The 13,738-nt window shown below is 65.1% G+C and carries 13 protein-coding genes; 3 read left to right on the top strand and 10 right to left on the bottom strand.

From position 1 onward, the window contains the following. Positions 1 to 11 precede the first annotated feature (11 nt). A complete protein-coding gene (locus ACNJYB_RS17470; protein ID WP_439375066.1) occupies positions 12 to 1,160 on the top strand; it encodes a hypothetical protein in 1,149 nt (382 codons plus the stop codon). 268 nt (positions 1,161 to 1,428) lie between these two features. Then, a complete protein-coding gene (locus tag ACNJYB_RS17465; protein WP_439375065.1) occupies positions 1,429 to 2,652 on the top strand; it encodes an ABC transporter substrate-binding protein in 1,224 nt (407 codons plus the stop codon). 129 nt (positions 2,653 to 2,781) lie between these two features. Here the strand turns inward: ACNJYB_RS17465 and der are convergent, their stop codons facing one another. From der to ACNJYB_RS17430, 7 genes are all read right to left on the bottom strand, one after another. Continuing rightward, positions 2,782 to 4,164: a ribosome biogenesis GTPase Der gene (gene der, locus ACNJYB_RS17460; protein ID WP_439375064.1), complete on the bottom strand. Its 1,383-nt coding sequence runs from the start codon at positions 4,162 to 4,164 to the stop codon at positions 2,782 to 2,784. A gap of 49 nt (positions 4,165 to 4,213) precedes the next feature. Next, positions 4,214 to 4,765, bottom strand: a complete 552-nt coding sequence (locus ACNJYB_RS17455; protein WP_439375063.1) for a hypothetical protein — start codon at positions 4,763 to 4,765, stop codon at positions 4,214 to 4,216. A 43-nt stretch (positions 4,766 to 4,808) separates the two neighbouring features. Then, entirely contained in the window at positions 4,809 to 5,462 is a 654-nt protein-coding gene (locus ACNJYB_RS17450; protein ID WP_439375062.1) for a tetratricopeptide repeat protein, read from the bottom strand. A 167-nt stretch (positions 5,463 to 5,629) separates the two neighbouring features. After that, positions 5,630 to 7,222, bottom strand: a complete 1,593-nt coding sequence (locus ACNJYB_RS17445) for a class I adenylate-forming enzyme family protein (protein ID WP_439375061.1) — start codon at positions 7,220 to 7,222, stop codon at positions 5,630 to 5,632. Positions 7,223 to 7,291: 69 nt separating this feature from the next. Beyond that, positions 7,292 to 7,876, bottom strand: a complete 585-nt coding sequence (locus tag ACNJYB_RS17440) for an NnrU family protein (RefSeq protein WP_439375060.1) — start codon at positions 7,874 to 7,876, stop codon at positions 7,292 to 7,294. 193 nt (positions 7,877 to 8,069) lie between these two features. Continuing rightward, a complete protein-coding gene (locus ACNJYB_RS17435) occupies positions 8,070 to 8,648 on the bottom strand; it encodes a hypothetical protein (protein ID WP_439375059.1) in 579 nt (192 codons plus the stop codon). 210 nt (positions 8,649 to 8,858) lie between these two features. Then, entirely contained in the window at positions 8,859 to 10,481 is a 1,623-nt protein-coding gene (locus ACNJYB_RS17430; RefSeq protein ID WP_439375058.1) for a peptide chain release factor 3, read from the bottom strand. Positions 10,482 to 10,640: 159 nt separating this feature from the next. On the opposite strand from ACNJYB_RS17430, the gene sugE reads away from it, so the two are divergent. Beyond that, entirely contained in the window at positions 10,641 to 10,955 is a 315-nt protein-coding gene (sugE, locus tag ACNJYB_RS17425) for a quaternary ammonium compound efflux SMR transporter SugE (RefSeq protein ID WP_439375057.1), read from the top strand. On the opposite strand, the gene ACNJYB_RS17420 is transcribed toward sugE, so the two are convergent. The 3 genes from ACNJYB_RS17420 to ACNJYB_RS17410 all read right to left on the bottom strand — a co-directional run bounded on the left by ACNJYB_RS17420 (position 10,948) and on the right by ACNJYB_RS17410 (position 13,737). Further along, entirely contained in the window at positions 10,948 to 11,955 is a 1,008-nt protein-coding gene (locus ACNJYB_RS17420) for an inorganic phosphate transporter (RefSeq protein WP_439375056.1), read from the bottom strand. The genes sugE and ACNJYB_RS17420 overlap by 8 nt on opposite strands. A 12-nt stretch (positions 11,956 to 11,967) precedes the next feature. After that, positions 11,968 to 12,612, bottom strand: coding sequence for a DUF47 domain-containing protein (locus ACNJYB_RS17415; RefSeq protein ID WP_439375055.1), 645 nt, complete (start codon positions 12,610 to 12,612; stop codon positions 11,968 to 11,970). 156 nt (positions 12,613 to 12,768) lie between these two features. Beyond that, a complete protein-coding gene (locus ACNJYB_RS17410; RefSeq protein WP_439375054.1) occupies positions 12,769 to 13,737 on the bottom strand; it encodes a branched-chain amino acid ABC transporter permease in 969 nt (322 codons plus the stop codon). Between the last annotated feature and the right edge of the window lies 1 nt (position 13,738).

Raw genomic sequence — 13,738 nt, 5'->3', positions numbered from 1 at the left:
GGGAGGTTGCCATGGCGCCATGGCATGATCGCGCAGGCTCTGCGCGTGCGCTCGCATATATCTCTCACGCCCTTTCCATCCTGATCGCGGCCATCGCATTCGTGCTTCCGGGTCCGGCGACTGCGGGTGACGCGCCGACTTTCGCCGTCGATGCCTCCTGGCCAAAGCCACTGCCGAACAACTGGATCCTGGGCCAGGTCGGCGGCATCACCGTCGATTGGCAGGGCCACATCTGGGTGATCCATCGCCCGCGCTCGCTCACCGACGACGAGAAGGGTGCGAGCCTCAACCCGCCGCGCTCGAAATGCTGCGTGTCGGCGCCGCCCGTGCTCGAATTCGACAGCGACGGCAATCTGCTGCGCTCATGGGGCGGCGCAGGCGAAGGCTATGAATGGGTCGGCCGCGAGCACGGCATCGAGGTCGACGAGCGCGGCTTCGTCTGGGTCGGCGGCAATGCCGACAACGACAACGCCATTTTGAAGTTCACGCTCGACGGCAAGTTCGTCGCCCAGATCGGCAAGATCGCGCCGAGCCTCGGCAGCAACGACACGACGCAGCTCGGCAAGCCCGCGGAGACCGCGATCGACAAGGAGGCGAACGAGATCTACGTCGCCGACGGCTATGGCAACCGCCGCGTCATCGTGTTCGACGCGACGACGCTCGCCTACAAGCGACACTGGGGCGCCTATGGCAACAAGCCCAACGACGACAAGCAGGGTCCCTACGATCCCAAGGCCCCGGTTGCGCAGCAATTCGGAAATCCCGTCCACTGCGTGAAGCTCGCCAATGACGGCCTCGTCTATGTCTGCGACCGCATCAACAACCGCATCCAGGTGTTCAGGAAGGACGGCACCTTCGTGAAGGAGTTTTTCTTCGAGAAGAACACGCTCGGCAACGGCGCCGTGTGGGACGTCGCGATCTGGCCCGATCCGAAGCAGACCTATTTGCTCAGCGCCGACGGCGAGAACAACGAGATCCGGGTCATCAAGCGCGACGACGGCAGCGTGGCCGGCAGCTTCGGCCACAGCGGCCGCAACGCCGGCCAGTTCCACTGGGTACATGCCATGGCGATCGACGCCAAGGGTAACGTCTATACCGCCGAGGTCGATACCGGAAAGCGCATCCAGAAGTTCAAGCTGACATCGGACGCGCTCAAATAGCGTCTCAACGCATTTTGCCCAAAAGTTAACCGATGGATGACGCTAAAGCGCGATGAGATTGCGACGAATAGTCATCGCGCTTTAGCTTATTATTTGAGCATGATCTTTTCGGAAGACCGCTTCACACTTTCCCGGATCATGCTCCAGGACGCAGCGCCATCCGGCTTTAGGTGCATTGCCGCCGGCCGTGGGACACGGTAGAGCCATCGACAGGAACAAGGCTCCGCAAGAGAGCCGTCCGAATATTTGACAATGGAGGAGACCTTTCATGACGACATTCGCGCGCCGCACTGCGGCTTTTCTGGCATGCGCCACTTTCGGTTTTGCAACATCCGCCTACGCCCAGGACAAGACCATCAAGATCGGCGTGCTCAACGACATGTCGAGCCTCTATGCCGACATCGGCGGCCCGAACTCGGTCGCCGCCGTGAAAATGGCGGTCGAGGATTCCGGCCTGAAGGCCAAGGGCTGGACCATCGAGGTCCTTTCGGGCGATCACCAGAACAAGCCCGACATCGGCGTCAACATCGCCCGGCAATGGATCGACAACGACAAGGTCGACGTCATCTCGGACACGCCGAGCTCGGGCGTGGCGCTGGCAGTGAACAACCTCGTCAAGGAAAAGAACTCGGTGCTGCTCAATTCGGGCGCGGCCACCGCTGATCTCACCGGCAAGGCCTGCACCCCGAACACGGTCTCCTACACTTACGACACCTACATGCTCGCCAACGGCACCGGCAAGGCGCTGACCAAGGCCGGCGGCGACAGCTGGTTCTTCCTGACCGCCGACTACGCGTTCGGCCATGCGCTCGAGCGCGACACCAGCGCCGTCGTCACGGCCAATGGCGGCAAGGTGCTCGGCGGCGTCAAGCACCCGCTCAACAGCTCCGATTTTTCGTCCTTCCTGCTGCAGGCGCAGTCGTCCAAGGCGAAGATCATCGGCCTCGCCAATGCAGGCGGCGACACCACCAACGCCATCAAGCAGGCCGCCGAGTTCGGCATCGTCTCCGGCGGTCAGAAGCTCGCCGCGCTGCTGCTGTTCATCAACGACGTGCACTCGCTGGGCCTGAAGACCGCGCAGGGCCTGACCTTCACCGAGTCCTTCTACTGGGACCTCAACGACCAGACCCGCGAATGGTCGAAGCGCTTCCAGAAGGTTTCGCCCAAGGGCTCGATGCCGTCGATGACGGTCGCGGGGCTCTATGCCGGCATCCTGCATTACCTGAAGGCGATGGACGCGCTCGGCGCCAATCCGCATGACGGCGCCAAGGTCGTCGCCAAGATGAAGGAGCTGCCGACCGACGATCCGCTGTTCGGCAAGGGCCCGCTGCGCGCCGACGGCCGCCGTCTCATCCCGGCCTATCTGTTCGAGGTGAAGAAGCCGGAGGAGTCGAAGGGACCGTGGGACTATTACAAGCTGGTCGCCGCCATCGCGCCGGAAGACGCGGCCAAGCCGCTCGAAGCGAGCGATTGCCCGCTGGTGAAGAAATAGGAAGTCGTTCGGTGCGAGGCGCAATCCACCTCTTTCATTTCCGCAGATCAGACGTGGTGGGCCGCTTCTAATCGTTCGGCGCCAGTCCAACGATGTAAGCTGCGCCCTGCGCCATCGCCTCGCCGGCGCTCATGACGGCCGCTTGCGCTTGTGCGCGAAGGGATTGGCCTTCTCGCGAAGGGTGATGCGCACCGGCGTGCCCGGCAGTTCGAAGGTCTCGCGCATCGAATTGGTGAGGTAGCGCAGGTAAGATTGCGGCACCGCGTCGGCGCGCGAACAGAACAGCACGAAGCTCGGCGGACGCGCCTTGGTCTGCGTGATGTAGTTCAGCTTCAGCCTGCGGCCGGACACCGCGGGCGGCGGATTGGCCTGGATCGCCTGCTCGAACCAACGATTGAGCGCCGCGGTCGGCACGCGCCTGTTCCAGATCGCGTAGGCGTCCTGGATCGCCTGCATCAGGCGGTCGATGCCCTCGCCCATCAGGCCCGAGACCGCAACGATCGGCACGCCCTTGACCTGCGGCAGCCAGTGATCGGCATCGCGGCGCAAGTTCGAGATGGCGCCGCCGCCCTTGGTCTCCATCAGGTCCCATTTGTTGGCGGCAAGCACGATTGCGCGGCCCTCGCGCTCGATCAGATCCGCGATACGGAGGTCCTGCTCCTCAAAGCGGTTCTGGGTGTCCATCATCAGCACGACGACTTCGGCAAAGCGCACGGCGCGCAGCGCGTCGGCGACCGAGAGCTTTTCCAGCTTCTCTTCGATGCGCGAGCGCCGGCGCAGGCCCGCGGTGTCGAACACGCGGAAATCGCGGCCCTTCCAGTTGATCTCGACCGCGATGGAATCGCGCGTGGTGCCCGCTTCCGGGCTGGTCAACAAACGTTCTTCGCCGAGCAGATGGTTGATCAGCGTCGACTTGCCGGCATTGGGCCGGCCAACGATGGCGACCCGGATCGGGCGCGTCGCGGCCTCCTCCTCGGAGAGTGGCTCGTCGTCATCGAGCTCGTCGTCCTCGACCGGCTCCGGCATCAGCCTGGCGAGCGCGTCGTAGAGCTCGCCCATGCCCTCGCCATGCTCCGCCGAGATCTGGATGGGATCGCCGAGGCCGAGCGCGAAGGATTCCATCGCGCCGGCATCGCCGTGCTTGCCTTCGCTCTTGTTGGCGATGAGCAGCACCGGCTTGTTGGCCTTGCGGGCGAAATCGGCGAAGGCGCGATCGGTGGGCGTGAGGCCGATGCGGGCATCGATGACGAAGAACAGCGCATCGGCCTGCGCGATCGCGGTCTCGGTCTGCTCCTGCATGCGCGCGGTCAGCGAGCCCCTGGCGCCCTCGTCGAGGCCGGCGGTGTCGATGATGGTGAACTGGAGATCGCCGAGCTTGGCCTCACCCTCGCGGCGGTCGCGGGTGACGCCGGGCAGGTCATCGACGAGCGCGAGCTTCTGCCCAACCAGGCGGTTGAACAGCGTCGATTTGCCGACATTGGGCCGGCCGATGATGGCGATCGTGAAGGACATCGGTCATTCGTGCGCTGCGAAGGCCGCGCCTGTCAATGCAATGGAAAAATCAGCGCGAGAAGCTGCCGCTCGGCAGCGGCGCCGGGAAGCCGCCCTGCGATTGCTGCTGTGTGGTCTGGGTCGGTTGCGCCTGCTGGACCGGCTGATCCGGCGGCGGCGCGGTGGTGCGCTTGCGCACGATCTTCTGCTTGGGCGCGGGCGCAGCGGTGGGCGGCGCGGCCTCGGGCTGGACCTCGCCATCGGCCTCGCCGGCAGGCGCCTCAGCCGGTGCGGCGGCAGCCGCCGCCGGCTGATGGGTCTTCTTCGCCTTGGCACCCTTGGCCGGTTTGGCCGGCTCGGCTGGGGGCGGCTCGGTCGGCAGAGCCGCGACGGCGGGCGCATTCGGATTTGGCTGCTGGGCGCCCTTGTACATTTCCTTCGGGACGCCCTGCTCGAGGCCCGGAACGCCCTCGGGGAAGACCGGCTTGCGATCGCCCGGCAGCTTCTTCTTGGTGTCGAGGAAGTCGAGCATGTCGCTTGGATCGAAGCTGGAGCAGCCGCCCAGGACGCCGGTGAAGGCGATCAGGACGGCGGCTGCGATCAAGCGTGGCGTGCGGCGCATATCTTATCTCGTCAGGTCAGAGAGCCCGTCGGTCAGCTCTTGGTCAGCTTTTGGCGACGGGCGGCAGCAGGGCCGCCAGCGCCTCGGCACGAGAACGCAGGCCGGATGGCGTTTCGCCGTCCTCGGCAATCGTGTCGAGCCATTTGCGGGCCGCGGTCATGTCGTTGTTGCGCCAGGCCGACAGCGCCAGCATCTCGCGCGCAGTGTGGCGGAAGGTCGATTTGGGGGTGGCGGAGGCCTCCAGCCGCTGCTGCATGTCGGCATAGGAGGCGCTGTCGACCAGGAGGCCGGCGGCACGCATCCTGGCCAGATCCTGCCATTCGCCGCCCACGCCGCGGTCGGCGGCAATGTCGTCATACAGCTTGGCGGCGGCCTTGGGATCGCGGCTGGCAGCCTCGGCCGCAGCGCGCAGCCGCGCCAGGGTGCGATAGCCGAAGGGGGCCTTGGCGGCGAGCTCGGTGAAGGCGGTCTCGGCCTCGGCGTGCTTGCCCTGCTCGGACAGCTCGACGGCCTTCTCAAAGGCCGCGCCGGCCTCGGCGGCCTTCTTGGCCTCCAGATATTGATATCCGCGCCAGCCGCCGACGGCGGCCACGATCAGCACCATCAGGGCGATGAAGTAGATGGAATACTTGTCCCACAGCTTCTTGAGCTGTTCGCGACGTACTTCCTCGTCGACTTCGTCAAATAATTCAGACACTTATGCTAATCCCATGCCCGTCCGGGTGCGCGCGCCAAAGCGTTCGCGTCAGGAATCCCGTCCCCGTGTGGCGGCGAGGTACCCTAACGATATGGCGGTGGCAAGGCAAAGCGAGCCCGATCAAGGCGTTAACCACCCGGCCGAAGCCCGGAGGCCGCCTGCCCGGCTCAGGTTCCCAGGCGCTCCCGCAGCTGCCGCTTGAGCACCTTGCCATTGGCATTGCGCGGCAGCGGCTCAGATGTGATGGCCATGGTCTCGGGGACCTTGTAGTCGGACAGCCGCTCGGCGCACCAGGCGCGCAAGTCGGCCTCGGCAACGGGTGCGCGCGTCACCACCACGGCGTGGACGCGCTCGCCCAGCACCGGGCAGGCCCTGGCGACGATCGCGCTCTCGATCACCGCGGGATGGCCGGCCAGAACGGATTCAACCTCGGCCGAATAGATCTTCAGGCCGCCGCGATTGATCATGTCCTTCTGCCGATCGAACACGCGGACGAAGCCTTGGGCGTCAACCGAGCCGAGATCGCCCGAGTGCCAGAAACCCGCCGTGAAGCTTTCGGCCGTCGCCTTCGGGTTGTTCCAGTAGCCCTTGATGACGGAGGCGCTCTGGACCCAGAGCTCGCCGATCTCGCCAGGAGGAAGCTCGCGCCCGTCCGCATCCATCGCGACGATGCGCGCGCCGGGACACGGCAGCCCGACGCTGTCGATATGGCTTGCCGTCAATTCGCCCGGCATGATGGTCGAGGGCGACGTCGTCTCGGTCGCGCCGTAGCAATTCATCAGCTTGAGGCCGGGAATCGTCGCCTTGAGCTTCTCGATGGTAGCAACGGGCATCGGCGCGCCGCCAAAACCGCCGATGCGCCAGCTCGACAGATCATAGCTGTCGAAGTCGGGCTGGAGCAGGCAGAGATTGTACATCGCCGGCACCATCACCGTGTAGGTGACGCGCTCACGCGCCGCGAGCTTGAGATATTCCGCCGCCTTGAATTCCGGCATGATGATCAGCGCGCCGGCGCAACGGATCATGGTGGTGATGTTGGCGACGACGCCGGTGACATGGCCGAGCGGCACGGCTGCGATCGACCGGTCCGCTTGCGTCAATTGCAGGCAGGACACGAACACCATCGAGGAATGGACGATGTTGCAATGGGCCAGCATCGCGCCCTTCGGCTTGCCTGTGGTGCCCGAGGTGTAGAGGATCATCGCGGTGTCCTCCTCCCCCGTCTCGACTGGAGCCTCCGCCGGAGCATTGTCCGCGAGCACCGCGAAACGTGACCGATGCGGATCGTCGTTGACGGCGATGCGGTGGATCACGTCGGGGACATCAGGCGATGCGGGCAGCCGCTCGGCGAGCCCCGCTTCGTGGATCAGGATCTTGGCGCCGCAATCGGCGAGGACATAGGCGATCTCCGGCTTCTGCTGCCGCGTGCTGAGCAGCACCGTGACGAGGCCCTCATGGGCGGCGGCGAACAGCAGCAGCGGAAATTCGATGCGGTTGCCGAGCAGGATCCCGACGCGATCGCCGCGCTGCAGGCCGAGCTTGCGAAAGCCCGCCGCGATCCGCGCGGCCCGCGCCAGCGCTTGGCGCCAGCTCAGCCGGACATCACCTGCGATCAGCGCTTCGCCATCGGGATTGCGGGCGCAGGCCTCCGCGATCATTGCCCAGAGACTGTCCGGCCGGTCGCAGAACGCCGGCACCACCCGATCGCCAAAGCGCGCCTCGAGATGCATTGGCGGGATTTTTGATTGCGACCAGTCCATCGGAGGCCTCGGCTCGTTGCTTTGTCACCTTCCGTGCATGGGGACGGGGAGCCGTCTTGCGCTGATCGGCTAGACACCCACCACGGGAACTCCGATCACGACGGGATGGAACGCAAAGGCCAGCGCCAGATAGGCAACGACGCCGACGGCAACCGCGATCAGATCATTGGTGACGCCGCCGACCGGGATCGGCGGGCCGCCGGCATCCTTGCGATGCTTCAGCGAGATGCGGTCATAGACCGCCCAGCCCAGGAACGAGCCGAACAGGATGATGGAGCCGAGATCGCCGTTGGCCAGAAGATGCGCGGCCGCCCACAGCTTGATGCCGGCCAGCATCGGGTGCTTGAGCGTCGCATAGATGCGGCCGCGCAAATAGGAGGCGACCACCAGGATGGCGGCGGGCAGCATCAGCGCGAGCGTGATGTGCTTGAACGCCTTCGGCGGATGCCAGACGTCGATCCAGCCGGAGCTGCGATAGTGGGAGAAGCCCCAGATGATCAGCGCCAGCCCCGCAAGCGAGACCACCGAATAAAGGATCTTGTAGGTCCCCTCGCCCAGGCTTGCGATGGCCTGCGCGCGCGCCTCGCGTTTCGTCGTAAAAACATGGGCCCCGAAAAACAGCACGAGCCCCAGGATCATGACCAGCAGACCCACGACATCCTCCCCGCAAAGCAGCCCCGCCCCCGAGGTATCATCGATTGGCGGCCGCTCGCAACTCTCACCCCTCATGGTGAGGAGCGGTGCCTTTGCGCGGCGCCTCGAACCATGAAGGCCCGGCCGTCGCACCTCGGCCTTCATCCTTCGAGACGCGCGTGAAGAACGCGCTCCTCAGGATGAGGGGATGGAGCTATTTTCCGAGCTCCCGGTTGTCGACATAGCGGATCGCGATCGGCCGGCCGGCCAGGGCGTCACCGAGACCGCTGGTGAATTTCAGCGGCAGGCAGGCCTTCAGCGATGAATTGATCGCGTTAAGATAGGTGGTTCGGATATCTGCCGGCACGCCCGCGGTCGCAAAGGTCAAGCGCGGCGGCCCGATCAGGCCGCCCGCCTTGTTGAAGCTGAAGCGCACCGCCATCTGCATGCCCGCCCTCGCATTGTCCGCTGGCGGCGACCAGCAAGTGCGCAGCTCGGCGAAGAGGTCGCCGATCGTGTCGAGATCGTGATCCGGCTTCTGGTATCTTGCGCGATCGGCTTCGGACGGGACGCTCTCAATCGTCAGCTGGAGATTTTGCCCATAGGGATAGTCCATCTCGGGAATGCAGGGGCCGGGCTCGAGCGGACTGCAATAGGACGGCGTGCAGGGCCGATAGTCGAGCACACTGCACGGCTCGTGCGCGAACGGAATCGGATTGATCTGGCGTCGCTGCGCTTCGGCAGCGATCGGCGAGATCGTCAGAAGGATGAGAACGAGAATGCCGCGCCACATGGAATGAAGGTGGCATCGCCTCCGACCACGTCAAGCCTGCGGCTGTTCACGTGCTCGCGTTCAGGCACTCGTCGCCCGGCTTGACCGGGCGACCCAGTACTCCAAGACGTCGTGATTGAATCGATGGGCTGCGGCGTACTGGATGCCCCGGTCAAGCCGGGGCATGACGGCGGAGGCTGGGGCTCAATGCAGCACTGGAGGGAGCAGCCCCTATCCCTTCTTTTTGACGTCCTTGACGTTGGTGAACTCGATGCCCTCGGCCCGTTCCCTTGTGTAGCCGAGATAGAACTCGTTTCTCGCCAGGTACACAGGATCGCCGTCGACGTCGTCGGCGATGCTCGAGGTGTTGGCGGCAATAAAAGTGTCGAGCTTCTTGCGGTCCTCCGAGGAGACCCAGCGCGCCAGCTGGAACTCGCTGACCTCGAACTCGACGGGCAGCGAATATTCCGCCTCCAGCCGCGCCTTCAGCACGTCGAGCTGGAGCGCGCCGACCACGCCGACCAGCGCCGGGGCGCCGTCGCGCGGGCGGAACACCTGCACCACGCCCTCTTCCGACATCTGCTGCAGCGCTTCCTTCAGCTTCTTCGCCTTCATCGCGTCGGTGAGACGGACGCGGCGGACGATTTCCGGGGCAAAGCTCGGCACCCCGACGAAGGTGAAGTCCTCGCCTTCGGTCAGCGTGTCGCCGATGCGCAGCGTGCCGTGGTTGGGAATGCCGACGACGTCGCCGGCGAAGGCCTCGTCCGCCACGGACCGGTCCTGCGCGAAGAAGAATTGCGGGCTCGACAGCGGCATGCTCTTGCCGGTGCGCACCAGCTTGGCCTTCATGCCGCGGCTGAGCTTGCCCGAGCAAAGGCGCGCAAACGCAATGCGGTCGCGGTGGTTCGGATCCATGTTGGCCTGGATCTTGAACACGAAGGCGCTCATGCGCGGATCGGTGGCCTCGACCTTGCGCTGGTCGCTCTCCTGCGCGCGCGGCTCGGGCGCAAACCTGCCGAGACCTTCCAGCAAATCGCCGACGCCGAAATTGCGCAGCGCGCTGCCGAAATAGACCGGCGTCAGATGGCCCTCGCGGAAGGCGCCGAGCTCGAACGGTTTCGAGGCCTCGGTGACGAGCTCGAGCTCGTCCTTTACTGCGCCGACATCGAGGTTGGCGTTGAGCTTGGCGAGCTCGGCGATCTCGATCTGCTGCGCCGCGCCGGTCTTGGCGCCGCCGCCTTCGAGCAGGCGCACGCCGCCATTGACGACGTCATAGGTGCCGAGGAAGTCGCGGCCGCGGCCGACCGGCCAGGTCATCGGCGTGGTGTCGAGCGCCAGCGTCTTCTCGATCTCGTCGAGCAGCTCGAACACGTCGCGGCTCTCGCGGTCCATCTTGTTGATGAAGGTGATGATCGGGATGTCGCGCAGACGGCACACCTCGAACAGCTTCCGGGTGCGCGCCTCGATGCCCTTGGCGGCGTCGATCACCATCACCGCGGAATCGACCGCCGTGAGCGTGCGATAGGTGTCTTCCGAAAAGTCCTCGTGGCCCGGCGTGTCCAGCAGGTTGAACACGAGACCCTCGAACTCGAAGGTCATGACCGAGGTCACGACCGAGATGCCGCGTTCGCGCTCGATCTTCATCCAGTCCGAACGCGTGTTGCGCCGCTCGCCCTTGGCCTTGACCTGGCCGGCGAGATTGATGGCGCCGCCGAACAGCAGCAGCTTCTCGGTCAGCGTGGTCTTGCCGGCGTCGGGATGGGAGATGATCGCAAAGGTCCGCCGCCGCGCCACCTCGGTGGCGAGCGGGGAACGGGCCGGCGATTCGGCTGCGGTGGTGGCGATGTCGGACATGGCGGGAGCGTTTGGCAGGGAAAATGGGCCTGATCAAGCCTCATTTGGTGATTGCAGAGCCCTCCGGCCAGCCCCATATCGGCCGCTGGGAGGGACGGCCCTCCTATCCCACCAGCATATCAGCCGCGGGGACGACCCTGCCGTGAATGGAGGGTCGTCATGGCCTGGAGCATCCTGTTCGTCGCCGGTCTTCTCGAGATCACCTGGGCGATCGGGCTGAAATACACCGAGGGTTTCAGCAGGCTTGTTCCCTCCGTCATCACGCTCGCGGCGATGGCCGGCAGCGTGATCCTGCTCGGAGTAGCACTCAAATCGCTGCCCGTCGGGACCGCCTATGCGGTCTGGACCGGGATCGGCGCGGTCGGCACCGCCACGCTCGGCATCGTCCTGTTCGGGGAGCCGGCGACGGCGTTCCGCCTCGCCAGCATCGGGCTGATCGTGGCCGGCATCGTCGGGTTGAAGCACGTCACCTGACGAAGATCCTGACCGCCCACCAGGTCAGCGCGGCCACGATGGCCGAGGCCGGGATCGTGATCACCCAGGCATAGACGATCGAGCTTGCGACGTTCCAGCGCACCGCCGAGACGCGCCGGGCCGCGCCGACGCCGACGATGGCGCCGGTGATGGTGTGGGTGGTCGAGACGGGAACCCCGAGGAAGGTCGCCATGAACAGGGTCGCAGCGCCCCCGGTCTCGGCGCAAAAACCTTGCATCGGCGTCAGCTTGGTGATGCGCAGGCCCATGGTGCGGACGATGCGCCAGCCGCCCATCAGCGTGCCCAGCGCCATCGCCGCCTGGCAGGACAGCACCACCCAGAACGGCACCGAGAACTCATTGCCGAGATGGCCCTGCGAGTACAGCAGCACGGCGATGATGCCCATCGTCTTCTGTGCATCGTTGCCGCCATGGCCGAGCGAGTAGAGCGAGGCGGAGGCGAATTGCAGGATGCGGAAGGCGCGGTCGACCGCGAACGGCGTCGAGCGCACCGACAGCCACGATACGATCGCGACCAGCATCATCGCGAGCAGGAAACCGACCAGCGGCGACAGCACGATCGCCAGCACCGTCTTCGACAGACCGCTCCACACCGCCGCCGAAATCCCCGCTTTGGCCATGCCGCCGCCGACGAGGCCGCCGATCAGCGCATGCGAGGACGAGGATGGGATGCCGAGCGCCCAGGTGACGATGTTCCAGACGATGGCACCGACGAGGGCTGCGAAGATCACCTGGGCGTCGACGATCGAGGGATCGATGATGCCGGTGCCGATGGTCTGGGCGACGTGCAGGCCGAACACCATGAAGGCAACGAAATTGAAGAACGCGGCCCAGAACACCGCGAATTGCGGCCGCAGCACGCGGGTCGAGACGATGGTCGCGATCGAATTGGCGGCGTCGTGCAGGCCGTTCAGGAAGTCGAACAGCAGCGCGACGGCGATCAATCCGACCAGGACGGGAACACCCAACGCAGCATCCACGGCAGCCCCGCCCTATACCTGCTCAATGACGATGCTGTTGATCTCGTTCGCGACGTCATCGAAGCGGTCGGCCACCTTCTCGAGGTGGTCGTAGATCTCGACGCCGACGATGAAGTCCATCGCGTTGCCGTCGCGATGCTTGAGGAACAGCTCCTTCAGCCCGATGTCGTGGAGATCGTCGACGCGGCCCTCGAGCTTGCCGAGTTCCTCCGTGATCGCAGTCAGCATGGCGACGTTCTTGCCGATCGACTGCATCAGCGGCAGCGCGCGGCCGACCAGATTGGCGCATTCGATCAGAAGCGCGCCGATCTCCCGCATCGGCGGCTCGAAGGTGCGGACCTCGAACAGCATCACGGCCTTGGCCGTCTGCTGCATCTGGTCGATGGCATCGTCCAGCGAGGTGATGAGGTTCTTGATGTCGCCCCGATCGAACGGGGTGATGAAGGTGCGGCGCACCGCCGTCAACACCTCGCGGGTGATGTTGTCGGCATCGTTCTCGAACTGGTTGACGCGCTGGCAATAGACCGGCGTCTCCTCACCCCCGTTGAGCACGCCCTGGAGCGCGATCGCGCCCTGGATCACCGTCTGGGCATGGCGGTCGAACAGGTCGAAGAACCGTTCTTCCTTGGGCAGGAACGCGCGAAACCATCGCATCATGGGGCAGGCTACCGGTTGGATAATGGCCGGGCCCGGATGGGCCGTCATGAAACTGTCATAGACCATTTTCGGTCCGCGCGCGTGCTACCTCGCGCCCGCGGAGCCGGATCATCCACCGCTTTCAGCCGATGGCTAACTTTTCGTCGAATCAACGACTTAGAGCGAACGCCTGAAGTAATGGGCGATTTCACCGATGACGCCGCGGCGGAAGGTGAGCACGCAGATCACGAAGATCGAGCCCTGGATCACCGTCACCCACTGGCCGAAGCTCGCCAGATATTGCTGCATGGCGATGATCACGAAGGCGCCGACCACGGGGCCGAAGATGGTGCCGAGACCGCCGACCAGCGTCATCAGCACGACTTCGCCCGACATCGACCAATGCACGTCGGTGAGCGAGGCGTTCTGGGCCACGAACACCTTCAGCGCTCCCGCGAAGCCCGCCAGCGTGCCGGACAGGACGAAGGCCAGGAACTTGTACTGGTCGGTGCGGTAGCCCAGCGAGATGGCGCGCTGCTCGTTCTCGCGGATCGCCTTCAGGACCTCACCGAACGGCGAATTGATGATGCGGAAGATCAGCAGGAAGCCGGCGAGGAAGCCGACCAGCACGACGTAATACAGAACCGTCGGGTTGGAGAGATCGAGCACCCCGAACATGCGTCCCTGCGGAATGCCCTGGATGCCGTCCTCGCCATGGGTGAACGGCGCCTGGAGGTAGATGAAATACAGCAGCTGCGACAGCGCCAGCGTGATCATCGAGAAATAGATGCCCTGGCGGCGGATCGAAACGTAGCCGGTCACGATCGAGAGCGCGAAAGCCGCGGCGACGCCGACGAGGATGCCGAGTTCCGGCGGCAGGCCCCACACCTTCAGGGCATGCGCGCTGCAATAGCCGGCGGTCCCTAAGAACATGGCGTGGCCGAACGACAACAGGCCACCATAGCCGATCAGAAGATTGAAGGCGCAGGCGAGCAACGCAAAGCACAGCGCCTGCATCACGAAGAACGGATAGACGCCGGTGAAGGGCACCGCCGCCAGCAGCAGCGCCATCACTGCGAATACGATCATCTCGTCGCGCACTGCGCGCGGGGTTGCCTGCAGCGTATCGTCCGTCAGGGTTGTCATG

Origin of the sequence: Bradyrhizobium sp. SMVTL-02 (genome assembly GCF_051853005.1) — a bacterium.
Lineage (GTDB): Bacteria > Pseudomonadota > Alphaproteobacteria > Rhizobiales > Xanthobacteraceae > Bradyrhizobium.
Note: the sequence above shows the minus strand (reverse complement) of the source record. Positions and strands in the feature narration are given on the sequence as shown.